Source organism: Alteromonas sp. 5E99-2, from assembly GCF_017368475.1.
Taxonomy (GTDB): domain Bacteria; phylum Pseudomonadota; class Gammaproteobacteria; order Enterobacterales; family Alteromonadaceae; genus Alteromonas_F.
Genome location: NZ_JAFNJE010000003.1, coordinates 1 through 23024, shown reverse-complemented (window position 1 = coordinate 23024; position 23024 = coordinate 1). Strand labels below are relative to the sequence as shown.

Here is a 23024-nt window from a genome sequence, read left to right as displayed (position 1 = left end):
AATTATGTTAGAAGAATTAGAAAAAGCTCAAAAAATTTACGACACCCTTGTGGAGTTTGCCCTCACTTATAGCTTCAAATTGTTTGGAGCTATGGTCATTTTTTTCATCGGCTGGTGGCTTGCGGCTAAGATTGGACGGCTTGTAGAAAGCCTTATGACAAGCCGTAAAATTGACGTCACTTTGAGTCGTTTCACCGGCGGAACTTGTAAGTTAATTTTACTCGGTGTCGTGGGAATAATTGCACTTAGTACCATAGGTATTAGTGTTACACCACTGATTGCGGCTTTAGGCGCAATTGGCTTAGGTGCTGGGCTTGCTATACAAGGGATGTTATCTAATTACGCAGCAGGGTTTACCATCATTATCACCCGCCCTTTTGTGCTAGGTGACACAATTCAGGTACAAGGTGTAACCGGTATTGTAGAAAAAGTCATGCTGCCATACACAATTTTAACAGATGAAGATAATGTTTTAATACAAATACCTAACAAGCTAATTATTGGTGAAGTTATACATAATTCAGCAACCCAAATGTTAATTTCTTTAGAAATCGGTGTTGCTTATTCCAGTAATACGCAAGCTGTCTTAAATATCGTAGAGAAAGCTGTTCTATCAATAGAAAGTATTGATCCAGAAAGAAAACCTACTATCGGTATAGACAGGTTTGCAGACAGTAGTATTCAAATAGGTATCCGTGTTTGGGCTCCAACAACACGACATTTTGAGATAAAATTTGCCTTAAACAAAGCAATACATGACGCTCTCATTGAAAATAATATAGAAATTCCGTACCCACAAAGGGAAGTTCGAATGTTGACTGACTGACTAACTTAAAGTCAATTTAATATCACGTATTTTGAGTAAATTTATCCATTTCAAAATGCAGTATTTCATTAATTGAGTTCATAACATTACTAGCAATTTCAAAATAGTCATCACTGGCGAGTGTAATCTTATCAGTCTTTAAAAACTCTCTATCTAACGTAGTTATAAAACCACCGCATACAGAAATGGCAGACTCTAATTGTACGTGGCTTTGCTTACTATTTTGGGTGTCTTTTAATAATGCATCAAAAACTATTGATGAGGTTTTATCAACCTTATCCCGTAAATAGCCAAGTTTTATTTTATCAATTTGATTCATTTCTTGTTTGGTAACGATAGGCATTCCAATCGCCCTAGTTTGCCCCACAAATTCTACCAACAACGGAAGCTCTCGCCACAATAGGGTGACGTGGTTACTGTCTGTTTCGATTTTACTCAAACTTTGAGTTGTATTTGCTAAATCTTCTAGTAAATACAAGGCATTTTCGATGAGCGCGGTGTGTTGAGTAAAACTCTCTGCGACGGACAAGTTTTGGTGGTTTCTAACCAATCTAGACCAGTGATCCAAATAAGCATCCCACCGCTCCATCTCAGTTAAGATAGTAAAACGTTCTAAATCACGGCTAATCTGCTCTAACTTATGTTGAACACTTTTAATTGCTGAAATTGCTTCACTTTTGCCTTGCAAAAAGCTCGCATTAAGCCCTCTGTGTTTTTGCATTTGCCCAATCATAGAATGTAACATCGGCAAGTAATACAATATTTGTTTTAGCGTCCTTTTTTCTAGTTTGTGGCGAACGGTAAAAGCACTGACAAAAATGGCCACTAACAACACACATAGAATCAATATATTCACGCAATTTTCCCTTGAGTTTCCGCACTAGTCACAGAGCGTAAATAATTAGCCACTCTTTTTGTTTCAGCAGCAACGTTAGTATTTGCAGTTGCTCGCTCAACTATATGCTCGATATTGTTTGAAATCTCAATTGTCGCTTGTGCTTGTTGCTCAGTGTTTACCGATATTTCCATAATTCTTTTTTGTACTTGTTCCGATTCAGATTGAATATCTTGCAATACATTAGTGGCATTTAATGCTTTTTGACAACATTCGTTTGCCTGTTCAGCGACCAAAGACATACTATTAATTACTTGCAACCTCTGATCATTCACTGACACAATACCAGAATTAATATCATCAGCACATTTTCTGCTATCGGCAGCAAGCGTTCGTACCTCATCAGCGACAACCGAAAATCCCCTCCCGGCCTCTCCAGCACGAGCAGCTTCAATCGATGCATTTAACGCTAACAAGTTCGTTTGTTCCGCGATATTTTGTATAGAGGAAGTTAAATCAAACATTTTGTCAGTGTAAGTACCCAGTATATCCATTGCGTCTCTTGTTTGTTCTACGTCTTTATGCACAATAGCAAAATCGTCCGCTAACGTATTAACACTCACTGTGCCAGTTTTAGCATTATTTAATGCTTTGCAAGCAAGTGCATTTACGGAACTTATATTGGTGGCCACGTTTTCCAACGACGATGTCATTTCGTTAATTGCTGCGGCAGTTGACGTCGTTGCTTCTGACTGAGCGTCAACATTGTCTGAAACTTCTGCTGCTGACGTAATAACTTGTTCAGATGAGAAACTAATTTCAGACAATCTTTCCTCAAGTTTAGATTTTTGCCTAGAAAGCTCTTTCATATGAATAAAAAGTGAATTTAATTCACCTAACAGCGGTGATTGATATACGGGAATCTCTTTCCAATCAACACTTTCTTTGCTTCTGAAATCATCAAACGACGTTTGCAACCTTTGCAACTCAGTTATTAAATAAGATGTATAGCTAAAAACCAAGAACCCGACGATAAAACTCAAATACAACTCTGAAAAAAAGACTCCCCATAACAAAAGTATAACATTCAGAGTAGCTAACATATAAGAGCCAACTTTCAAACCTAGCATTTTTATGAGTATGTCGCTGGGAAATTGAATTAAATTTAGCATTTATTAGCTCATCCTTTTTACCAATAGTATTTCAATACTAGTCCATTTATTTTTAAAATCACGCGACAAGAACAATTACCATCCAAAATGAATAAAAACGACTCCAAAACGCATAATCTTGCATGAAAAATAAACTGGAATTTGTTGTTTTTAGTTTTGCTAAAAACCTGTAAAGCGCTCTCCTCCTCAAAATAAATAACACTGACAAAAACAGTATTTCAAGTGTTTTTCCTTTTTAAAAATGGTGGAACTTGACATTTTCGTCTATTCTTTTAACTGTCAAAACGATAACGGGTGCGTCTTTGATTGCACCCGCTTGTTCTGGTCATTATTAGTTAAGTAAGTAACTTTGAACTAACAAAAAAGCGAATTCATTTGGATATGCGAAGGAATGTTAACTACTGGGTTGTTATTTTAACTGCATATTTCATATCAGCGGGCAATCTTGTCGCACAATCAAAATTTACAATTATTACCGCTGCAGATATGCAAAATATTAATGATTCTACATCAGCAAATTATGCGGGGCTTGGTACCTTGGTTACTCAGGTTAAAAATACCAAGAGTAATGTATTTTTTGTATTTGGAGGTGGCTCTATTGGTCCTAGTGCCTTGTCTACTTTCGATCAAGGTTCTCATATCATTGATATACTTAATTCTATAGAGCCTGATGTTATGGGGGTGACCAAGCGCGAGTTCAGCTATTTCGAAGATGAACTTTCACTCAGAGCCTATGAAGCAGCATTCCCAGTTGTGGCCTCTAATATTTACGACACCAGAATAAACAATCAACTAGACGAACTAAGTACAAATACTCTTATCCGCAAGAGAGGGATATCACTTGGGTTTATTTCAATTCTGCACCCCCGAGTTATCGACGAATATCTACTTACACACGTTTCTATTACCCCTCCTGTAAATGCAATAAAAGAACAAGCTCTCCAGCTACGTCAGCAAGGTGCTGATGTTATCCTAATGCATTATTCATACCCCTTCGAATTCATTGACCAACTTATAAGTGAACGTATTATTGATGTTGCATTTTTATCTAATTCCCGTTTATCAAAAACGAACTATTCGACGATTAACAAAAACCCCAACATAATTACGTTAAACCGCCCCGGCGTAGCTGCCGTTACAACCTTTAGAATTGACAACGGTATTCATTTAATCGCTTCAGAATATAAAGACATATCAAAACTAAAAGCCCTATCCGAAATAGAACAACAAATTACTGGTTACAAATTTCGGCTAGATAGGCTGCTCAACGTAGAAATTGGTGAGTGGAAATCCAACTTTTCAACACTCAGAGAACAAGTAAGAACCCAAGAAAATAGTTTTGGTAACTTTATTGCTGACACTATGCAAGAATTTAGTCACGCTGATATAGCGCTTTTGAACGGCGGAAGCATTCGTGGCGACGTATCATATAAACAAGGACAAAAGATTTATCGAAGAACAATAGCGACTGAACTTCCTTTCCCTAGTCTGTTAAAAACAATTCGAGTTACAGGCAACGACTTTATTAAAGCACTCGAGGTTACACTCTCAGAAATCGAATATGTAAAAGGAGCATTTCCTCATGTAGCCGGGGTTAAAGTGAATATTGATAGTTCTCGAGCACCAGGTGAACGTGTTATCGACGTTACAATCAATGGCAAACCTTTAGTTCCAGATAAACTATATTCTCTCTCTACAACAAATTTTTTAGCAAACGGCGGTGACGGCCTAGATGTCTTTAAATATGCAGAAGACATCACTCCAAAAGAATTAACACCACCTCTAATTTCTGATCTAGTCACACAAGCAATTATTGACAAACGTACAATTAGTTTAAAGTTAGATGGGCGATTAACCAACTTTGCGAACAATAAATAAATGAGATTAGTACAGAACACACTGTCTACTTTCACACTAGCGCAATTTAGTGTAATAGGCTTATTCATATTTATAATGACAATGACATTTTTGCGTCTAGCTGATGTCAAAAACGCACTTTCTACACTAACAACTCAATCAGTACCGGCAATAAACCAAGCTTCAAAATTGACAAGCGAAGTTCAGAATTTAGTTACTTTAACAGCACAATTGTCTCAATCTCAAAGTAAATCTTTTCAACGGCTTGTTTCTCAACAAATCAAAACTTCACTACTTAGCCTGAACAGCCCGGCATTTAAATTGGAAACAAATGACAAATTCCTTTTTATACAACTCAACGCACTATCTCAAGAAATTGAAGAATTGAATAACCTTATTGCCTATAGGATGCGAATTGAAGACGAATTTGACGCAGCCATCGAGCAACTTTTGAATTTAATACTTTCGACTTCCGTGGCGTTTGAGCATCATCCAATACTGCCCGAAAAGAGAAATAACGCTGCAAATTTGTTTTTGCAAGTTGCGCAAATACGTCAACAGACCCGAATTCACAAGCTTCGCCTTCTAGAGGAAACCATTGAATATGAAATTTCTCAAGTAAGAAACGGGAAAGGGAAAGGCAATAACATTGAACAAATTCGAGAGCTTGAAAAAATTGAGCAAATGCTCTTAGGCGATAACGGTTTAGTAAATAAAAAGATAGAAGTTTTAAGGGTTACAGGTCGAGCAAGAGGTCGAGGAAATTTTGTTAGAAACTTGGTTGAAGATTTAGCTAGGAATATCGAAATACAAACAGACAAAATAAGTATTCAAACGTTAAATGAAGGAAAAGAAGCCACTCGATTAGTCGAAGAGCATATTCAATTAGCACTAATTTCTGCGTTTATAGCGATTCTTATTAGCTTTGCCTTTATTTATTATTTATATAGACGATTCGTTATACGATTAATAAAGTTAACTAACCAAGTCGAAAAGGCACATGAAGTAGAGCCAAAATTATTAGACGGAAACGACGAAATAGCCCGTTTAGGGCAAACTTTTTCAGAATATTTCGAAAAAGTACAATCCCAAGAAAAGGCCTTACTTGAGTTGTCATTAAGTGATCCTCTCACTGGCATTCCCAACAGAAGAGCATTTGAAGACTATTTAACAAAATCCATTGACCAATCTCGCCGATTCAGCTGGCCGTTATCCGTCATCATGATAGATGTAGACTACTTCAAAAAATATAACGACCATTATGGCCATAACCAAGGCGACGAGTGTTTGCGAAAAGTAGCCGCGGCCTTAAACTCTACAGTTAAACGCTCTACAGATTTATGTGCTCGCTTTGGGGGAGAAGAGTTTGTAGTTCTTTTACCCCATACTGAGGAAGAATCAGCACAGATGATAGCCGAACGGTTGAGAAACGCCATTGAAACATTAGCTGTCCCCCACGAAAAAAGTCAAATTTCACCTTTTGTAACTGTTAGTTTAGGAGTAACTGTGTGCCATTTCACTAACGAAACGATTTGCTCTTCAAAAAGTATCATTGAAACAGCCGATAAAGCTCTATATGAAGCGAAATCAAAAGGGCGAAACCAATATGTATTTACAGACTTTATAAAAAGTTAAAAAGCATACGCTAATTTAGAGACCAACTAACTTACAAAGTATTTTTTTTATGATGGAAAAACTTAATTCTTCACTTTACCCAGACTGTATTTACTCCATAACACTGACAAAGCCAATACAATAACAATTGCTAAAGCCAGCCCCAACAATGACGGGTATTCATGTGCTTTAAACAACTGCATTATGAATAAACTCACAATAAAATAAATCGCCACCAACCAAAACGGTGTTTTCACCCTACGAATTGCCATTCTATATTCCTAATTTCTTACTCTATTTATAATATATAAATCGTATTGTATAGAACAGCTGCTTTTATTCGCATTAACTAGGTATCGAAATACCTACCGTTACCAATAAAAGCAGACATTTTAAATGTATAAGGTCACGACTTTACAATATCCACCTAGTAAATATCTAAATAAAACAAATCTTTCAATAGCAGAGAGTCGTCTTTGAGGTAATTTGGATTTCTATCACAGGTATTTTCTATTCCATCTATAATACCGCCAATCACACTACCTCCATCCACTCGACAAACACTTCGCATATGGGGCCTGTCATTACGTTGAAGCGGATTTGTAGAGCCTGGAAACTGACTGCCTTGACCAATATTTTCTAATGGTTCGACGCCTTGAGACCAAGTTTCTCCTGGACCTCTTGGATCTTTCCAATAAAAGCAATAATTGCCCGTTGCAAAAGCCCATGCGTCAAAAGATGCCCGGCTTCGCTGGTCATGGTAATTACCATGTGAATATTTCCCAACATACACAACAGGGTGGTCGCCCTCTCGCTCTATATCATTCACCCTTCTAGTATAACGACCATTGTGCTGCCAATAGGTTACGTGCCACATGTCGCCATCTACAGTATGTACGGTTAATGCTTCCCAATCATCAGTATGACCGCTATCTAACGTAGTGCATCGGTTTTGATTACCGTAATAAGCCCAATACGTAATAAGCTCATGTTGTTTACCATTGACCGTTTCTGAATAGGTTTCGTGATAGACAGGTGGTGGCGAAGACTGGAAGTTTCCTCGGCTAGTACACTGCCCTGAATTTTGACCTTGGTCAGGGTCTGTAGGCCAGCATTGTAAATCATTTCTCAATTTATAAACCGGACGAAAATCTTTTACATCTGACGCATAAGCTCCGCCAGACAACAGCGCAAATACATGTAAACTCGCAATTAAATTTTTCATTTATGACTCCGTGTGTAAAACGCCTAATGACAACCAACTGAATTGTGGCTACCTCCTCTCTGTAGAGAGGTTTTGACGCAAACAGGAGACAAAATAAACTATTAATCTTTTCTTACAATTGCACCCTTTGTCTTTTACATAAAATGACTAAAAACAAGATTTAGTCATTTATACATCCATAACACCTTATTCAACTCTGCTGACAGCATCGGCTTTCGAGGAAGTAGAACCCAGCTCTCTCCAAGCAGTATACTGCTCCCCTTTAATCCATGTGGTGCCGATATCTTCTTGCCAATGCACCATATCACTACTTCGGTAGCGTTCCTTACCGCACCCCCCTCCTCCGAAATCGACCCGACAAACACTAAAAATAAGGTAGCCATTCTTATTAATTATAAGATCACTTCCCCTGCAAGATGCAATGAGCCTAATTGGAGGTTTAAAAATAGTTTCGGGTAAAGGGTGTTCACTTTGCGTATCAAGCTCAACAAGGGAGCAAGAACGAGAGTAATAATTTTTTTCGCCTACGACTGCATCGGGCTCTAATGTCTCCCACCATGGCCTGTATGGTTCTACCTGTGTAGCTACTTTTTTATTTGCGAAAAATATGCTGGCCACAAACAAAGTGACCAGTACAATAAAAAGAATAGCGGCTAGCTTAACAAAGCTTTTTACTTTCAAAGGCTCTTTATCCACGGGTGTTTAAGCCAAGGGCTATTTTCATGTTCAATATGGTTTTTAAAGTCAAAAATCATGTTATCTAGTTGCATGCCCGGTCCAGACCACATTGCTCTACCAACAAGGTAAGCATGTCCAAACGTTTTCCATGACGAATAAATAGGCTTTGCTATTTCAGCGGCATGTTTTATAAAATCCCACGCTTCATCTTCACTAAGATAGCTTACCTCATAACACATTCTAGCAACGGCAACACAGCGCCCCATATCCCAGGCTGTAATATCAATATCTAAATCAGTATCGAGCGAAACAACATCAGACTCGAAAAGATCCACTCGGGATTGCTTTAGTTGCATACTAAAGTGGTATATTTTTGCACCAATTTTTTTGTCATCAGTAATCGAGTGGATATATTCTAGTAATTCATCTTCGTCATCATACTTTAAGCCATTGAAAACATATGGATATAAAATTCGGTGACCTTCTGCCAAAAGCCAATTCAACACATCCTTAGCCGTTTCAGAATCCATGATCTCCCATGCTTGCGCTAGCCCCTCTGCCACTTCGTCTAAATCATCTTCCCCCATTTCCAGAGAGTTCGAATAAGCTTGGCGATGTTCAGCTAACATTGAGCCGATACTAAGTGAAAACTGTTCTGCGTTGGTGAGCATGGGTGCATTTTCGTTCTGACGAAAAGGCTCAACCTTAATCATGTCGATAAGCTTACCTTTGGCTTTTGAAATCAATTTATTAAACATACATATCCTTTAATACTAAATTATGGGTAAAAACAGGTCGCTTTCGATTTACGCCTGTTTTCACAAAATTTCCATGTGTTGAAAACACCAAAAGGCTATGACTTTTACAATAGTAAAACCTCTCAAAACAAGTTTTGAGAGTAGAAAAAAATCGGTAAATCAATACCTTTATTAGATTGATCCGTTTTTAGCTAATCAGCTTTGCTTTGCGACACAATAAAGGCTTTAGGAGTTAATCCTGTATGTTCTTTGAATACACGATAGAAACTGGCCTCAGAGCTAAACCCAGATTCAAGTGCGATAGCAAGAATTGAATATTTTTCTCCCACGTTACTTAGTAACTTAGATTTTACTTCTTCTATTCGCAATGAATTAATCAACTCGCGAAAGTTCTTTCTGTAATGACTGTTAATGATATACGAGAGATTTTTTTGACTGGTACCCAACTGCTGAGCCAATTCTTTTGAATTTAAATCTGGCTCCAAATACATTTTTTCTATTTGAAGTAGAGATTCTAAGCGGTTTACTAATTGTTCAGCCTGCGATTGAGAAAGAGGGCTAGCCTTTACAGGCTCTATTGTTGATTCAGTTACAGGGATTTTAAATTCCGGTTGTATATATCCAGCAAAACCAAAATAGTAAACCAAGCCTGCAAGGTATAACAAAAGTACTCGCCAATGAATTTTAGTGATTTCGTCTACATTAAAAATCAAATCGACTATCGCGATAGTAATGAGTAATAGAACTAATAAAACAAATAGGTAAGTTACTTTCTTCAACCAACTAAAAGTCGCAACTTCACTGTCAGAAAAATTATCTGCGACCCTTTTTCGGTATTCACTTAACTTTCTATATGCCATGAAAATATAAACAACCGCAGATACTACCGTAAGATAATTTTCTAATGTTTTTACAGGCCGATACGCAAGCGAGATAACGCCTTCAACTTTAAGCTCATAAGTAGGCAAATCAACAACACTAAAGTAGCACCAGGTGACATAGCTTTGAAAAAACAAGAAAGGGAATAAATGCCACAACATTTTGTTATTGAAAGAAGACTTAGGCGTAACCAAAGACAAAATATAAAAGTAAAAAAGAGGGCCGCAGGCTAAATCAGTGGCCATAGGAAAAAAATTGAATAACGCGAAGGTTTTATTCATCCCAGATGTAATTAAAACGTTATGTACACAGACGAGACAAAAAGAGAACAAACCTAAAGCAAGGAAACGGTTACTGGTTTTATTTTTTTCAGACGTTAGTAATAAAAAACTGGTGACTAGGCCATGTGTCGTCCCAACCAACATTAAAACATGATAAAACGAAAACAAACCCCAAATATCCTTACTATCTAACTATCCTTTGTGACCATTGTACGTTGGAATGGTAAAACAATCTTGCCAAATCACAACTTCTTGTTACAAACAAATCACGCTATCCCTATTCATTCAATTTGCCTATAAAGATGCGGAATCAATGCGCTCTATTCCTTTCATTTGTATCACAAAATCACTCGTAAATAAGCCAATACCTCGTTTTTTTCCCTTAAATCGATTTAAAAAATAAACGCCCTATTAAAAGTATCACAAAAGCTTAACAAAACTTTTTGTCCCCTTTTACAACTTATGGACGTCTCCGAGGTAAAGAAAACACATAAATAACCAAGAGAAGTATTATGTTAAAAACAACAAAAACACGTTACACCAAGACACTAATTGCCAGTTGCGTAACGGCTATATTAGCCAGCAGCCAAACTGTATATGCACAAGAAGTAAGTGAAGAAGAAGTAGAAAAAATTAATATTACAGGGTTTCGCAGCACGTTAATAAAAGGTCGTGACTTAAAGCGTGATGCAGTAGGAACTCGCGACAGTATTGTGGCAGAAGACATTGCTGACTTTCCAGACTTGAATTTAGCCGAAGCACTTCAGCGTATTCCTGGTGTTGCAATAACCCGTGATGGCGGTGAAGGCCGTCGAATCGCGATACGAGGAATGGATTCCAATTTCGCCTTGGTGCAATTAAATGGTATGGATGTGCTGGGGAATACCGACACCGCCCAAGACAGTCGCTCTCAAGGGAGTCGAGACAGAGCATTTGACTTCAATTTATTTGCGTCTGAATTATTCAACCAAATCGACGTCACCAAATCATATTCTGCCGAGCAAGATGAAGGCGGACTATCTGGAAACGTATCATTACGCACCGCAAAACCTTTTGACTACAGCGGCTTTAACGGAGCTCTTTCTGGGCAACTCGGCTACAATGACAAAGTGGACGGCGTGGCTCCTCGGGTTGCTTTTCTTGCATCAAACACCTGGGATAAATTTGGCGCATTAGTGTCTATCGCCTATAGCAAGCGAGAATCTATTGAGGAAGGCGTAAACACATTTCGCTGGCGACAAAGAGCCGACGACAATGGCGATGCATCAATTTACGGCCCGCAAGTATCAGCAGAAGATGAAGCCGCCATTCGCGCTGGAGAAGTGCTTGCGCCTCGCGCCAGCCGATTATCTCAATGGGGCAATGAACAAACCCGTTTAGGGATAACGTCAGCATTGCAATACAAAGCCGACAGTTTCGATTTAACCCTAGATTTGCTATACGGGCAATTGGACAACGAGCGAGACGAATACCACGTTAACCCCAGAGGCAATGAAGGCTCTATGGCCTATGGTGCGGGCGTCACTACTAATAACGTCATTATTGAAGATGGCGTGCTACTGTTTGGCGAATTTTTAAACACCAATATCAATGTAGAGAGTCGAGATCACCAAGTTGACACTGACTTCACTCAAATTGCATTAACTGGAAATTGGGATCTCAGCGAAAATCTTTCTCTTCACGCTCTTGTAGGAAAGGAAACATCCGACTTAGAAGTAAACAGTTTAAAAGTGTATGTAGAGCGCCGTGGTGATTTCACCTTTGATTACACTGACGACATTCTTTCGCCAGAGATTAGTTATGGCCAAGACTTAACCGATGCAAGTGAATACTGGCTAGAAGAAATCGATATCGCAGAAAGTTACAACAGTACTGAAAACACCACTTTCAAACTGGATTTGCATTATTTAGTTAATGATACTGACACTTTGAAAGCCGGTGTATCTTATAAAGAATTAGACAATGCCACCGTAAGAGTTGATATTCGCGATATACTAAATAATGTAGACAACGGCGCTGAATATGCACAAGCATTAGATGACAACTTTTTCTTTACGGTATCTGACAACGAACAAGTTAGCTGGGCTGTAGTTGATGCACAAGCAGTATTAAATAGTGATTTTGTGCAAAACAACCCAAATCGTACTCAAGAAACTAGTATTGATTTGGGTATTGGTGATTCCACCAACGGTGTAACTGAAGAAACCACGAACTTGTATGTTCAATACGAATGGGATCGCATGATTGCGGATATGCCTTTTCGAGGCAACTTAGGCGCTCGCTATTATCAAACCGACACCAGTACTGAGTTTTTGATTAATGATGAAGTCGATACCTTTGGTAGAGACTACGATGGAATATTACCCGCACTCAACCTCGTACTCGAAACTGGCGCAGATCACTTAGTGAGATTCAGTGTTAGCGAAAACCTGACTCGTCCATCATACAATGATCTTGCCGGCACTCCCACAGTCAGTGCGGAAGGTGAAAGCTTAGAAGTGAATGGCGCCAACCCTGAACTTGAGCCCTACACGTCACTAAACTGGGATCTTGGGTTTGAATGGTATTTTGATGAAGTTGGGTATCTCGCCATAGGTTTATTCAGAAAAGACTTAGACGGCTACATTATTGATGTTAATCAAAACTCTACCTTTGGCGAAACCGGTGTATCCCTCGATTTGTTGCCAGCAGGTTTTACTGCCAACTCTCCGACGTTAGTGTCATTTTCGACTAACTCAGGTGAAGCCTTCATTCAAGGTGCTGAATTTAGTTTGCAAAGTGATTTTCACTTTTTACCTGCACCTTTCGATAAATTAGGTATGGTGGGTAATGTTAGTTTTACTGACGGTGAAGTAGAAAACTTTGTTAATGGTGAAGTGGTTGATACTCGCGATTTCCCCAACTTATCAGATGTCACAGGAAGCTTAACCACTTACTATGAAACTGAGAAATGGGGCGTGAGACTGTCGTTTAACTACCGAAGCAAGTACATTAACGGTGGTGCGGTAGGCAACGACCAAGACTTCTCTGGTTTCGAGGCTTCTACATTTTGGGACTTAAGCGCGTTTTACCAATTAACTGAAAGCCTTAAACTTACATTAGAAGGGTCTAACTTAACGGACCAAGCCGATCAGCAATTTTCTCGTAAAGACAATGTTGACCGACTTTATAATGTAACTAATAGTGGACGTATTATTTACCTTGGTGCGTCATATCAGTTTTAACTCCTAACAAGGTACGGCACATGCCGTACCTATTTTTGCTTTACATATCGAGCTTTGAACATGCTTTACCCTGTTACTCCTGCCAATAAAGGTTTACTCGCCCTACTCGTCTCACTACTACTCAGTGTTCCATTTGCCCACGCTAATACCGATGAGTTCTCATTAAAATTTGCAGTTATTCCCGACACTCAAGGGGCCGACGACAACTGGGGTAAAAATAGAGTCACACTTCCCAATGGGACTAAAACTCACTTAGGCATAGATTGGAACAAAGATGGTTATTACGACGGTGAAGGATTCCTTATTGATATAAGCAATAATGGCGCTAGCTATTGGCATCCTATGCTTGTGTTGAACGAAAACCAGAACCCGGTGATAGTCGAAAATCCAAAAGATTTCCCCATTGGCTACCGTCACTTACCCCTCCCTCTCGTTGAACCAATTGTCGCTAAAATCATTGAAGAACAAGTCGATATGGTTTTAGCCGTTGGAGATTTAACCGACTTGCGCAGTGAACACGAATATCAACAGTGGATGACAAAGGTTGCCAAACCACTCTTAACAAACAACATCAATGTTTACCCTGTGCGGGGAAATCACGAGGTTGTCGACGGTAACGACTGGCAACAATGGTTTGATGCTGCCCCTCATGTTGGCAAACCTACATCGGTTAACAATGTAGATAACGGCATTGATGCCTACCAAGCAAACGATACCTTCGATCAAGGTTATAAACTTTATCAAGCTTATCCTGGAAGTTTAATTCAAGACAAAATAGCCAAAGGCTTGGTGATTGGCTATCCCGGTATTGAAGATTTGGTGTATTACTTTGTTGAAGGCGACACGTTATTTATTGGTCTCGACTATTACTTCAGTAGCCTAATAAATAATAGCTACCGAGGCTCATGGACCTTACTTAAACCTTGGTTGCAAGACGTACTAGAAAAACACACACACTCAGTAAAACACAGAGTGGTATTTGCCCATGAACCATTGGCCCCCAAAAAACGTCCATTAACAGGCTCCCAAGGCATCAACACCGCTAATGCGCCTACAGAAAACCTCTTTGGTTTAGACATAGGGCAAATTGGTTACATGCATATGCAAGAAGCTATTGCTCCGAACCTAACCCAAGATATTTTAAGTTTGTTCGCTAAACATCAGGTTATGTATTTATCTGGCCACGACCATCAATACTCTCGCAGCCTCATTCGGGCGAATTCGAACGCCCCTGTAAAGAACATGTTCACTCAAATCATTACTGGTAATGCCTCGTGGAAAGCCTACGAAAACCGATTCGGCTTCAGCCCTGAATATGAAGTGGGTTTAGCCCAGCACAACTTTGTCGATGAGCATCACAGAACCTCTTCTCTGTCTTTTATAATAGTAGAAATGTCGTCTCGAGAAATACGCATTACTAATTGGTATCACCCTATTTCGTTTAGTCCTGATGATATGACCCAAGGATTACACTGGGAGAGCGAAAACCAGCAATGGTTAAAACCCACTTTGGATAAAGCTTCAAATAAAGTCAACTGGCAACGCTTGGATGCCAATTGGCAAAAAGGCGACGTATACCACTACGCCATAGACGCCGATAAACGCATCGTTAAACCCAGACAAAACTACTGGTTCACCAGTGAAGCACCGAAGAAAAGTGACTATTTGGGGTCCACAGCGGCCATATACGACGGATACAATTTAACCTTTAACACTCATCAAATTCAAACGCCATCGGGCAATACGTACCATAAAAAAAGGGTTCCTCTTAACGAATTACTTACCTTCAGTTGGTTTAGTGATAACAACCTCGTTACTGTTTCTGATATTGTCATGATCAGCGGTATCAGTGGGCAAACAGGAAGTAGTTTCAACGCACAAGGAATGCCGTTAACTGCGTCACCATCAACGTTTTTCTTTGATAATAAAGGTAAGCAAGTTGCTAACCCTGAAGCAATAACACCTGAACAAGCTCAGCAAGGCTACGCCGATACAGTTACTTTATCTCTCAGTGTTCCAAACGCACAGTTAACCAATGCGTACTTAGCCCGATATGACGACAATAAACGCCAATGGCACGTTGTCACCAACAAGGCTTGTTTTATTGCTAGTGCCTACAGTGACGACTTTAGTGTTGTGTACGGCAAAGAACGCCGCGGCCGAATGCCAAAAGATAAAAATGGAAAAGTGTTGCCAGAACATTGCCACATGAAGTTGTGGGGCTATAACCACAACAACCAAACACTTTGGGCCATGATAAATCGCGAAGGGAAATATGCTGTTATTCAATCCGAAGCGGATAAGGAAAAGCACTAAATGCGTATCTATATTCTGATACAGTTCGCCTGTTTAATAATGCCTTTTAAGCTTCTGGCAGAAAGTACAGTAAGCGCAGAACTCCCACCATATCATTCTTATATCACCTACTCCCATAACAGCTATTTAGCCACACCTGAGCGATGGCAAAACCTCAATTTAACCCAACAACTGAATAAGGGTATACGCATACTGGAATTTGATGTGTGGGATAACTCGGGTCGCGTTGCCCATGATGAAAAAGGTGAGCCTCAGCATTGCGAAAGCATCACTACGTGTTTACAAAATGTTGTAAATTGGTCTGATGCTCACCCACAGCATATGCCTGTGATCGTGTTGTTTGAACTGACCCACTTAAATGGCAATAACACCGATATACCACCCAATATGGTTATTCAAAAGAAAATCGAGCAAATTGTCAAAGCGGTAGCTCCTTTAGTTTCTGAAGAGAAACTAGTGTCTTATGGAGAAAGTTCAAAAGCTTTAAATAACCATAGAGGTAAACTGCTTGTTGCAGTATATAGAAAGTTCAACACGCAACTCAACCACGTTAACTATGAGGGCGCATCGGCACGTCAAACACTGAGTATTAGCGAAGGTTTAGACTTGTTGGCTAATTCAACGTATATAGAAAAGCTCATAGACAGTCATATCTTTTTAGCACCAAGGTGGTTAGGGGAAAATAAACACGGTATTGTTGATTATGATTTTCTAGGAGAACGGGCAATTCAGTCTTATCTCAAGGTTAAAAACAACCAACCTTATTTACAATTAGTTAAACACGACCAACTTGGGTATCAATCAGCTTATTTACAAGAATCAGATATTGTTATCTCTAATCTACCCTCGTTAAGCACACCGTTTAACAAAAATAGAGCGATGAGCAAGGGTGGCGTTACTGGATTAGGATTATCGAACACTGATGCCTTATCTTTATATCTAGGCTTTAAAGACACAGACAGTAATTAGCAATAAGAGTGTAACTAGGGTTTAGCATATTGTTATTTTACTCTTTTTCATTCCATCCTTGTTGTTGCATATGCAGAGCTAAATCGGCGGTAGCTCTATTTATATGTTTCTTAACTGCATCAATGGATATACCTAACTTGCTGGCGATTTGCTCTCGGCTCATTTCGTTTATTCTACGTAAAGTAAACACCTCTTGACGAAGCTTTGGCATTTGTTCAACGACTGAAAATAACTCTCTTAACTTAGCGCTATGGATAAATTGTTCATCTGGGGTATGAGTAATCTCTATCTGAGAATCAAGATCATCATTGTCATAGCTATTATTTGTTGCCGCACTTCCTTCCCAATAATCATAAATAACTGTTTTGGCTACTTGTAATTGATAGGCTAAAGAGTTTAAAGGGGCGTTCTCCCCTCGACTTTTTATTGTTCGAAGTACGGTTTCTTGTACCAAATCATCCACGTCTTGTTTGTCTGATATTTTCGAAGAAATAAATTTCCTTACCTTTGGAAGATCGCCCTCCCAAACGTACATAGGATAAACAGCGATATCACCATAATTGATGTTATATGCAGTCAAAACTCTTCCCTTAAATTTAATTTACATTCATTATTTGGTTAACCAATTAAGTCATTTGTTTAAGGCAAATTCATGACATATTTATTAAAGATTAGATATATAGAAACCTAAGAATGTGAAAAGACAAGCTCTAGCGCTAAAGGTATTTATTACCTTTCCTTATAAGTTATTTGTCCTGTGATCATTAAAATACGTGACCAGAATAAGTGTGTGTAAAGGATTAATCAAAATAAAACAAAGAGTTAATATTTAAAAAAGCAGTTTCAGATTTCTCCTTAGTATTTAAGCATCATGTTTGTTAACGCGTTTTACCCAGCAGTGGTTGTTAATCATATGCACTTTTAAGATAAAATTGCCCTATAATAACTGTATAAATAACCGTCACCTATACAATGGATTTTTTGGGTAAAAAATATGCTCGCAGTTACCTATAACAAACATTCGGGGTTTTCCCCTCAATGAATGATTGCTTAAACTTTCTGATCAGTTCAGACAATAAGGAAGATACGCTTTATAGAGTGTTAAATACGCTTCCCCAAGCTATTTTTTGGAAAGATAAAAACAGCATCTATTTAGGTTGTAATCTGTATTTTGCAAAAGTTGCAGGTGTTAGCTCACCGAGAGATATCGTTGGTAAAACTGACTACGACATGCCATGGAATAAAGAGCAAGCTGACCTTTTTATTGAATTCGATCAACGTGTTATTAAAAATGACCAAGCTGAACTTCATATTATTGAATCACTAATCAAAGCAAATGGTGAACATGTTTGGCTCGAAACCAACAAATTACCACTATATGACGATTCAGGTAACGTGAGTGGTGTAATAGGTACCTTTATTGAAGTTACAGATAGAATTAATGCTAAGCTTGAACTTGAAGCCTTGAATAAGGAACTAGAGCAGCGAGTTATCCAGCGCACCAAAGAATTGAAAGAAGCCAATATAGCTTTAGAAAAATTAGCATTGCTCGACGAACTCACTCAAATCCCAAACCGCCGCGCTTTTCGCGAATATTTCGATAAAATTTGGCATTCTCATTACAAGGATAAAAGCGTATTTTCGCTGATGCTTATCGATATAGATTATTTCAAACGCTTCAACGACGCTGTAGGACATGTTCTTGGCGATGAAGTTCTGGTTAAAGTTGCCCGACATTTAGATACAGTGCTAAGTAACAAAAGAACGGATTTTGTTGCCCGTTTCGGCGGCGAAGAGTTTGCTGTTTTGTTACCCAATACTGATGTTAAAGGGGCACAACATGTAGCCGACGCTCTACTTAAATCCGTTGCAAAAGAGTGTATTCAACATCCCGATTCACCAATTAACCCATATATTACAGTTAGTATTGGTATCAGTGTCATCGATCCCGTAGAATCAAAAAACGATGATAATTCTTTAGATAAAGTAGATAAAGCGCTGTATCAAGCTAAGAAAAATGGCAGAAATAGATATCAGCTATCCGAATAATACATTTGTTTACTACATACTACTTTTTAACAAGGTCACGTTCTCTTAGGCCGTTGCATATGATCAATTTTTTACGCCTCGCTATTTTTTGTTTTTCATTGAGCATCTTTGGTGAAACAAAAGCAACAACGCAATTACCCACAAAATTTAACGGCGTAACTCTAGAAGCATCAAGAACTCCCTTCGACACTCAGCTTTTAAAGCCAATTAAAAACGTCAATGCGAATTACATTGCCATTGTGCCTTATGCCTTTATCAATAAAAACGACGCCAAGGTTAACTATAACTATCGCCGACAGTGGTGGGGCGAAAAGCCCAAAGGCATTGCTCAAACCATAGCTAATGCAAAAGCGCAGAACCTAAAAATCATGTTAAAACCTCATGTTTGGGTGAAAGGCGATGGCTGGCCAGGAGAGTTCGAAACTAACTCAGATCAACAATGGAAAGTTTTTTCTGAGTCTTACTCAAATTATATACTGGAACTGGCTGCCTTAGCAGAAAAGCACGACGTTGCGCTTTTTTGTATCGGCACAGAATTTCGGCTCGTTGCGAGTAAAAAACCTGACTTTTGGATAGATCTTATAAGTAAAGTTCGAAAAATTTACTCTGGCCAAATAACCTACGCAAGTAATTGGGACAACTATGACAACATAGAATTTTGGCCTTATGTAGATATCATAGGTATTGACGCTTATTTCCCACTCTCAGATAAAATTAAACCATCCGTAGAAGAATTAGAGTCTGCTTGGCTACCTACTGTTAGCAAACTGCAAACCCACTCAAAACAATGGCAAAAGCCAATACTATTCACAGAATTCGGATACAGGAATATTCAAAAAGCAGCAGGTAACCATTGGGAACTAAAAGATAGCGATCCTGTAAGTATGTCGGAGCAAGCAAATGGATATACTGCACTATTTAATTCGCTTTGGTCTCAAGAATGGTTTCTTGGCGGCTTTCTATGGAAATGGCACCTTAAACCAAACAGCGGTGGTCCAACCGATAACAAATTTACACCTCAAGGAAAAGAGGCAGAAAACGTTATTCGCAAGCATTATGCTTTGTATAAACCTAAAGATTAATCATCGTTAGCTAAACAGCACGATTTATTCACCCATCAGCCTTTCGATATAAAAAGTAAAGCGATAGTGCAACATGAAACAACGAGTCCGAATGAAAATTCCGACTCAAACTAAGGTATAGTCTTTATGTTTTTATTGTGTATTTTTAGACTTTAAAGCTGATTTAATATCTGGTATTTGAGTTACCCCGTCATGTCGCCCCATTAAATCCAGAAGTTCGAAATCTATTTTATGTTTTAATGGGCGCAACTCATCATTAATTCTAGATTTCAATCCAAACGAAGATTCGCCCCGCTCCTCGACTCCTTGAATTATATTCTCATAGTAATCTATCCGTTGCTGAATTAAGTTTGAAGCATGAATTAATGCACTCATTCGCCCATTTTTAATTATTTCGTACCTTTGTAGAAATAATGCAATAATTGCTATCGTCGCTGCAACCACACCTACATATACTTCCATCATACTTGAATCCATAATTTGTCCCTCATTCATTGTTTACGTTGGTGTTACCCAATAACGGGCGGCTAATCTTTTCTACTCACTTGTGTGGCGGCAAGGTGTGAGTGTCGTCTTTGACCAGCTTTGATAAGTACCAATAGAATATAGCATACCAATACTTAAACATATTGCGGAGCTTACAAGCCAAAATGTAAGACTATTTTCAGGAAATATAGGCATTAACACAACGAATACTACGCCACGTAATACATAAATAGATGATATAAGAACTAAAGCTGTACGTAAAAGTGGAAGTTTAATGATCAACCTCGCACCAGATAACCCGTAAATAGACCAAATTAAAAGTACTAAAACCAAACCTGATGTAACAATAGTAGGATAATATTCTCCTGCCTCGGCCATCATAGCCATTTTTTCACCTGCCCCAAAGAAGCGATACCAATCACCACCAAATATAACGCACCCTAGATGAGCTAAAGCAGCAACTGCACTGAAAAATGCCCCCAAAATAAGAGGTTTATTTATATTTGAATCTAACACAATACTTCCTATATATGCCTAACACTTCACTAACGGACGAAAACCCATTGCGTTTTTGTCTCAGCTAGCAAAGCGATTGGGTTTAATGACTTGTTAGGCGAACTTTTATATCAGATTAAAATATACTCGAACAATTTTACCATCATATTTTTCGGCATACACAGGATACATGCCATCACCTAGCACGGTTCTAACTGCGATACCTGCTCCCACATGACCTAGTTTGAAAGGTAACTCTCCATAACCTTTTTCTGACAAAGTTGCATGGCACACACCAGCATATGAAAAGTTTATTTTATCCGAGTTATCCACTTCTAAATGTTCAAACTTTCCAGATTCAACTAGTTCATTTACCGTATTATCAAAACCAGAAATTTTTTCACCGTAGTTATTAAAGTCTTTTCTGAATTGGTAGATTTCACCTGTATCTACATCTTTTACCAATCGAATATCTTCAAACTCGTCATCTTGCCATTCAGAATTGATATACCCAGGGTCAGTTATCATTAGTTGCCCACTATCCACAGCAACTTCACCCATTTCTTCAATCTCATATTCAGCATCTACTGAAAACAACCAGTATTTATCATCCTCTTCTTCCAAATCGAGTTCTAATAAATCCATTGTTCTTCTGATACCTTTAGCTTTTTCCAGTTCGCTTTTAAGCCTCTTAACTTCCTCTCCTTTTGTAGAGACCTCACTTACATGATCTTTTTTATCATCATTAAGCCTAATGATTTCTTCTTCTCTGATTTTGATTCTTTCATTAAGTATCTTTTCTATATTCTCTGGGCTCTTTTTCTCAAGGTTTGTAATTTTGTCTCTTAAAAACGAAATGTTTTTATCTACAGCTTTTATTTGTTCATCTTTCAACTTAAGTGTTGAGTTTAAGTTTTTGATATATGCTGCATAAATCCATCCTGCTACCAATAAAGCAAAGGCATTTGTTCCGATTTGAAGATAGTTGATGATTTCAGACAAAGTTGATTCCTTCTGGTTCGCCTAACACCTTACATAACCGGTGGTGGCCGCTCTTGCCAACATCCGGTTTATGTATTTGTTAGGCCTTTGGCTCATTCTTCTTCCCTAGCATCATAGGGTTTTTAAAAAATCCTAGGACAAGTAAAACAGCAAAAATTAAACTTTTAACGACCTCAATACTAAAAATGAAAGGATCACTGTCGAACGTAATTGTTCCGTGTCTACGAGCATACGTAGTACCTACTGTAATAATTTCATATAATTCAACAGCTGGTAAATAAAACAATATCATGCACCATACTCGGATAATAAAATGAACGATTTTCGAGTCGGTCTTTGTCAGAATATTCGGAGTCTTGAGTTTATTATCCGTCGCTTTTATTTGTTCAGCATGATCACCTACCATTTGGCTTTTACTAGTTCTTTTATCTAGCTCCGCTTGAATTTGGTTAGCTCGTTCAGAAAATAGCGATTTATCAATTGATTCTAATGCTTCTTTGAGCTCAAAATATGAATAAGTCGAATAGTTTGGTTGGAAATCATTCATTGTAAATTTGGGCCTAACGTTCCAATAACGGACAATTACTTGCTGGCGAAAATGGCACAGCCGCCAACGAGGAATTGTCCCAGCCCGCGAAGCGTGCGTTGTTTATTGTTTTGTTAGATACCATTGCGCTGTTTCCTCTTGTTTGCAAGCTTCCAACCAAACCAACATGCGGGCAGAATAACTGCCGCACTAAACATAGCGTTAATATCTTTTTCAAACGCTGCAAAGATAAGGAACCCAACTGAAGAAATTGCAAAAACTACACACCAGAACTTTAAAGCTATTGGAGAGATTAATCCGCCATTATTCCTTTGTTTTTGCAAAAGTAGTCGATACGAAATTTGCGCAAACCAGTATCCAATTAACGCTAAGACAAAGAAACCAACTACTGAAACCACAGAAAGCGTAGCATTGATAACAATCAAATAGATAAGCCCGAAAAAGACGAGTGAGATTAAAGCAGTAACAATACCAATTAAAACTTCACTAAAACGTCCTGTTGATTCTTGATAATCCATTGAAGTTTCCTTGGTACCTAACGCCGCGGTAAGCTGCGGCTATGTAGTTGATTGTGTTGTGTCAGCGTAGCGCCCGCCACATAAACAAGCGACGGAATAGCCGTCAGCTTGACCGCTTTGATACTCATTGAGCCTCCTCCAAATTAGCATAAACAGAGTTTATCCTAATAGGCAACCAAACCAACGGAGAAAACTCAATGAATTTCTATAC

General features: G+C 38.6%; 21 protein-coding genes. 8 read left to right on the top strand and 13 right to left on the bottom strand.

From position 1 onward, the window contains the following. Positions 1-4: 4 nt before the first annotated feature. On the top strand, positions 5-826 hold the full coding sequence (locus J3L16_RS03970; RefSeq protein ID WP_207611603.1) for a mechanosensitive ion channel family protein: 822 nt from the start codon (positions 5-7) through the stop codon (positions 824-826). Between the two features lie 22 nt (positions 827-848). On the opposite strand, the gene J3L16_RS03965 is transcribed toward J3L16_RS03970, so the two are convergent. Next, positions 849-1682, bottom strand: a complete 834-nt coding sequence (locus J3L16_RS03965) for a nitrate- and nitrite sensing domain-containing protein (protein WP_207611602.1) — start codon at positions 1680-1682, stop codon at positions 849-851. After that, a complete protein-coding gene (locus J3L16_RS03960) occupies positions 1679-2833 on the bottom strand; it encodes a methyl-accepting chemotaxis protein (protein WP_207611601.1) in 1155 nt (384 codons plus the stop codon). The genes J3L16_RS03965 and J3L16_RS03960 overlap by 4 nt, the downstream gene beginning before the upstream one ends. A 381-nt stretch (positions 2834-3214) precedes the next feature. Here J3L16_RS03960 and J3L16_RS03955 point away from each other — a divergent pair, with 381 nt between their 5' ends. Together J3L16_RS03955 and J3L16_RS03950 are read left to right on the top strand one after the other, a co-directional pair. Beyond that, entirely contained in the window at positions 3215-4711 is a 1497-nt protein-coding gene (locus J3L16_RS03955) for a 5'-nucleotidase C-terminal domain-containing protein (protein WP_207611600.1), read from the top strand. After that, positions 4712-6325, top strand: coding sequence for a GGDEF domain-containing protein (locus tag J3L16_RS03950; RefSeq protein WP_207611599.1), 1614 nt, complete (start codon positions 4712-4714; stop codon positions 6323-6325). It abuts the gene before it with no gap. Between the two features lie 62 nt (positions 6326-6387). Here the strand turns inward: J3L16_RS03950 and J3L16_RS03945 are convergent, their stop codons facing one another. From J3L16_RS03945 to J3L16_RS03925, 5 genes are all read right to left on the bottom strand, one after another. Then, positions 6388-6576, bottom strand: coding sequence for a hypothetical protein (locus J3L16_RS03945; RefSeq protein ID WP_207611598.1), 189 nt, complete (start codon positions 6574-6576; stop codon positions 6388-6390). Positions 6577-6731: 155 nt separating this feature from the next. Then, positions 6732-7529, bottom strand: coding sequence for a hypothetical protein (locus J3L16_RS03940; protein WP_207611597.1), 798 nt, complete (start codon positions 7527-7529; stop codon positions 6732-6734). Positions 7530-7715: 186 nt separating this feature from the next. Then, the gene (locus tag J3L16_RS03935; protein WP_207611596.1) at positions 7716-8225 is read right to left on the bottom strand and encodes a hypothetical protein; all 510 of its coding nucleotides are present in this window, start codon (positions 8223-8225) and stop codon (positions 7716-7718) included. Continuing rightward, positions 8207-8965, bottom strand: coding sequence for a DUF1266 domain-containing protein (locus J3L16_RS03930; protein WP_207611595.1), 759 nt, complete (start codon positions 8963-8965; stop codon positions 8207-8209). Before J3L16_RS03930 ends, J3L16_RS03935 begins: the two co-directional genes overlap by 19 nt. A gap of 191 nt (positions 8966-9156) precedes the next feature. After that, entirely contained in the window at positions 9157-10293 is a 1137-nt protein-coding gene (locus J3L16_RS03925) for a helix-turn-helix domain-containing protein (protein WP_207611594.1), read from the bottom strand. Positions 10294-10637: 344 nt separating this feature from the next. Here J3L16_RS03925 and J3L16_RS03920 point away from each other — a divergent pair, with 344 nt between their 5' ends. Genes J3L16_RS03920 through J3L16_RS03910 form a run of 3 tightly spaced genes read left to right on the top strand, consistent with a single transcriptional unit; the run spans position 10638 to position 16634 of the window. Next, positions 10638-13349 (top strand): TonB-dependent receptor, encoded by a 2712-nt coding sequence (locus J3L16_RS03920; RefSeq protein ID WP_207611593.1) that lies wholly within the window; start codon positions 10638-10640, stop codon positions 13347-13349. A gap of 60 nt (positions 13350-13409) precedes the next feature. Next, complete coding sequence (locus tag J3L16_RS03915; RefSeq protein WP_207611592.1) at positions 13410-15665, top strand: metallophosphoesterase family protein; 2256 nt, start codon at positions 13410-13412, stop codon at positions 15663-15665. Then, positions 15666-16634 (top strand): phosphatidylinositol-specific phospholipase C domain-containing protein, encoded by a 969-nt coding sequence (locus J3L16_RS03910; RefSeq protein WP_207611591.1) that lies wholly within the window; start codon positions 15666-15668, stop codon positions 16632-16634. It begins immediately after the preceding gene. 37 nt (positions 16635-16671) lie between these two features. Here J3L16_RS03910 and J3L16_RS03905 read toward each other — a convergent pair whose 3' ends face one another. Further along, positions 16672-17214: a sigma-70 family RNA polymerase sigma factor gene (locus tag J3L16_RS03905; protein ID WP_207611590.1), complete on the bottom strand. Its 543-nt coding sequence runs from the start codon at positions 17212-17214 to the stop codon at positions 16672-16674. 458 nt (positions 17215-17672) lie between these two features. On the opposite strand from J3L16_RS03905, the gene J3L16_RS03900 reads away from it, so the two are divergent. Both J3L16_RS03900 and J3L16_RS03895 read left to right on the top strand, forming a co-directional pair. Continuing rightward, positions 17673-18683 (top strand): diguanylate cyclase, encoded by a 1011-nt coding sequence (locus tag J3L16_RS03900; protein ID WP_207611589.1) that lies wholly within the window; start codon positions 17673-17675, stop codon positions 18681-18683. Positions 18684-18742: 59 nt separating this feature from the next. After that, positions 18743-19765 carry a hypothetical protein gene (locus tag J3L16_RS03895; RefSeq protein ID WP_207611588.1) on the top strand — a complete coding sequence of 341 codons (1023 nt, stop codon included), beginning with the start codon at positions 18743-18745 and terminating at the stop codon, positions 19763-19765. A 132-nt stretch (positions 19766-19897) separates the two neighbouring features. On the opposite strand, the gene J3L16_RS03890 is transcribed toward J3L16_RS03895, so the two are convergent. The 5 genes from J3L16_RS03890 to J3L16_RS03870 all read right to left on the bottom strand — a co-directional run bounded on the left by J3L16_RS03890 (position 19898) and on the right by J3L16_RS03870 (position 22813). Then, complete coding sequence (locus J3L16_RS03890; RefSeq protein ID WP_207611587.1) at positions 19898-20242, bottom strand: hypothetical protein; 345 nt, start codon at positions 20240-20242, stop codon at positions 19898-19900. Between the two features lie 60 nt (positions 20243-20302). Further along, the gene (locus J3L16_RS03885; RefSeq protein ID WP_347564638.1) at positions 20303-20767 is read right to left on the bottom strand and encodes a hypothetical protein; all 465 of its coding nucleotides are present in this window, start codon (positions 20765-20767) and stop codon (positions 20303-20305) included. Positions 20768-20872: 105 nt separating this feature from the next. Continuing rightward, the gene (locus J3L16_RS03880; RefSeq protein ID WP_207611586.1) at positions 20873-21748 is read right to left on the bottom strand and encodes a hypothetical protein; all 876 of its coding nucleotides are present in this window, start codon (positions 21746-21748) and stop codon (positions 20873-20875) included. Between the two features lie 79 nt (positions 21749-21827). After that, positions 21828-22295 (bottom strand): hypothetical protein, encoded by a 468-nt coding sequence (locus J3L16_RS03875; protein ID WP_207611585.1) that lies wholly within the window; start codon positions 22293-22295, stop codon positions 21828-21830. A 113-nt stretch (positions 22296-22408) separates the two neighbouring features. Then, a complete protein-coding gene (locus J3L16_RS03870; RefSeq protein WP_207611584.1) occupies positions 22409-22813 on the bottom strand; it encodes a hypothetical protein in 405 nt (134 codons plus the stop codon). Positions 22814-23024 lie beyond the last annotated feature (211 nt).

Coding starts and splice junctions, on each gene's coding strand:
- J3L16_RS03970 (WP_207611603.1), top strand. CDS start 5: ATGTTAGAAGAATTAGAAAAAGCTCAAAAAATTTACGACACCCTTGTG.
- J3L16_RS03960 (WP_207611601.1), bottom strand. CDS start 2,833: ATGCTAAATTTAATTCAATTTCCCAGCGACATACTCATAAAAATGCTA.
- J3L16_RS03955 (WP_207611600.1), top strand. CDS start 3,215: ATGCGAAGGAATGTTAACTACTGGGTTGTTATTTTAACTGCATATTTC.
- J3L16_RS03950 (WP_207611599.1), top strand. CDS start 4,712: ATGAGATTAGTACAGAACACACTGTCTACTTTCACACTAGCGCAATTT.
- J3L16_RS03945 (WP_207611598.1), bottom strand. CDS start 6,576: ATGGCAATTCGTAGGGTGAAAACACCGTTTTGGTTGGTGGCGATTTAT.
- J3L16_RS03940 (WP_207611597.1), bottom strand. CDS start 7,529: ATGAAAAATTTAATTGCGAGTTTACATGTATTTGCGCTGTTGTCTGGC.
- J3L16_RS03930 (WP_207611595.1), bottom strand. CDS start 8,965: ATGTTTAATAAATTGATTTCAAAAGCCAAAGGTAAGCTTATCGACATG.
- J3L16_RS03920 (WP_207611593.1), top strand. CDS start 10,638: ATGTTAAAAACAACAAAAACACGTTACACCAAGACACTAATTGCCAGT.
- J3L16_RS03915 (WP_207611592.1), top strand. CDS start 13,410: ATGCTTTACCCTGTTACTCCTGCCAATAAAGGTTTACTCGCCCTACTC.
- J3L16_RS03910 (WP_207611591.1), top strand. CDS start 15,666: ATGCGTATCTATATTCTGATACAGTTCGCCTGTTTAATAATGCCTTTT.
- J3L16_RS03900 (WP_207611589.1), top strand. CDS start 17,673: ATGAATGATTGCTTAAACTTTCTGATCAGTTCAGACAATAAGGAAGAT.
- J3L16_RS03895 (WP_207611588.1), top strand. CDS start 18,743: ATGATCAATTTTTTACGCCTCGCTATTTTTTGTTTTTCATTGAGCATC.
- J3L16_RS03890 (WP_207611587.1), bottom strand. CDS start 20,242: ATGGATTCAAGTATGATGGAAGTATATGTAGGTGTGGTTGCAGCGACG.
- J3L16_RS03875 (WP_207611585.1), bottom strand. CDS start 22,295: ATGAATGATTTCCAACCAAACTATTCGACTTATTCATATTTTGAGCTC.
- J3L16_RS03870 (WP_207611584.1), bottom strand. CDS start 22,813: ATGGATTATCAAGAATCAACAGGACGTTTTAGTGAAGTTTTAATTGGT.